This window comes from Thermoflexus sp., assembly GCF_025055495.1.
Classification (GTDB): domain Bacteria; phylum Chloroflexota; class Anaerolineae; order Thermoflexales; family Thermoflexaceae; genus Thermoflexus.
Genome location: NZ_JANWXB010000255.1, coordinates 1 through 1,697, shown reverse-complemented (window position 1 = coordinate 1,697; position 1,697 = coordinate 1). Strand labels below are relative to the sequence as shown.

The 1,697-nt window shown below is 63.2% G+C and carries 1 protein-coding gene; it reads right to left on the bottom strand.

Annotated elements, in window-relative coordinates; all coding sequences use genetic code 11:
• Window positions 1-24: 24 nt before the first annotated feature.
• Window positions 25-1,697: hypothetical protein (locus NZM16_RS08395; protein WP_295479906.1), on the bottom strand; the 1,673-nt coding region annotated here is incomplete at its 5' end.

Here is a 1,697-nt window from a genome sequence, read left to right as displayed (position 1 = left end):
CCCAAATTAAAAGTGGACAAAGCACTATGAAGGGTCCTCGTCGATCCAGAGCTTTCGGAAACCAACCGAAAGGGGCCGGGTATCTGGATTTCTTCCCTGAGTAACCATTAGCGGGGGAAACGCGTAGGCAAATTGAAAACGAAGCACGTTCGTTCCCCTCCGGATTAGATGCAGGGGGATTTTCCAGCTGACGTGGGCTTCATCGCAGGAGGAGAAAGTATGTTCGCCAACAAGGCTCCCATTGATCCAGGCCTGGATTTGCTGGGGGATCTCAGCGCCGCACAGAGGGAAGGCCTGAAGCTCGAGACGAGCCGGGCGCGGATTACGCACGATCCAGAGAGCCTCTGTCTCCCGCCCTTCCGCCCATATCCCCCACGGTTCGGCCCCAGACCAGCCCTGAGCCAGAAGGAGGTTGGTGACGGTGTCCAGGCCTTGAGAAGGGAGGCGGTAGAGGCAGATAGGGTGATCCCAGGGGGAGGGTTCGGGTGGAGGATCAAAGCACTCCACGCGCTCCATACGGTTCCCCGGCCAGCGTTCCTCGCGCCAATCCGGGGAGAGGATATGAAGGAGAACATACCGAACGCCCATCGCGCTCAGGCGCTCTGGGTGAGCGATCACCTCCGGGCCGTAACGGGTAGTCAGCCATTTGGCCCACAGGGGATCGATCGCCTCAAACCCGGAGAGGGTCGGCCAGCCATGGAACAGGGGGGCAAGCAGAACGGACCCCGAGGACCAGAAGCGGACCTGGGGCGTTGCCACCATGTCCACCACCCGGCCGCTGGAGGCCTGAGCGCGCAGCCAGTGAAAGGCCGGATGGAGCGCGGGAGGCCACGGGACCCATTTCCCGGGCCCCATCAGGGCTTCCAGGGACCAGAGGACAAAAACGCCCATCTGGACAGGTTTTCGGGCGCTTCGGACCCAGGCCTCCGCCCCGGAGACATATAGTCCCAGCCCCAGCAGGGCCAGATAGCGGGAGGGGAAGATCACCATCTCCCAAAAAGGGATGAAGACCCACAGGAGAAAACCAGGTGATATCAGCAGATCCCTCCAGCCGCTGGGGACGGTTGGGCTCTCAAAGAAAGCAGGCTTGAGCGAATACCCGATGGCCCAAAGGCGCTGGAAGAGCTCGCTCCACCAGTCTGGCCATGGGATGCGAACTGGACCGCCCCACCTGAGCAGGGGGCCAGTGGCCAGGAAGGCGGCGATCCCCGCGATCGCCAGGAGGGGCAGGCTGGTGAGCCGCTGGCCTCGAAGTCGGGTCCACCCAATCCCCAGAAGAGCGGTCGCGGCGATCAGGCCGCCGATGGAGGGAAAGGGGCTTTCAGCGGATGAGGACAAAGCGGGATGGTAAGGATTCCAGCGGACCACGTCCTTCCAGTCGGTGCTGGTCCAGGAAAGCCAGGAGATCGGCCGGCCCTCCAGCTGATCCGCATATCTGGCATAAAGAAAAGCACCGGCCCATGGACTGACCAAGAGCAGGGCGAGCCCCACGGTCTGGAACAGCAGCTTCTTCAGCACGCCGCCCCTGCGCGCGAGCCAGCCATACCCGGCGAGGATCGGCAGCGCCAGCGGCAGCATGTAAAAGCTGCCGGAGGACGCCAGCCCCCACCAGACCCCGGCCCGAAGCAGGCGGCTGGATTTCCATCCCGCGCGGCGGCCGCGCTCCAGCTCATAGAGGATCAGCGGGCAAAATCCCA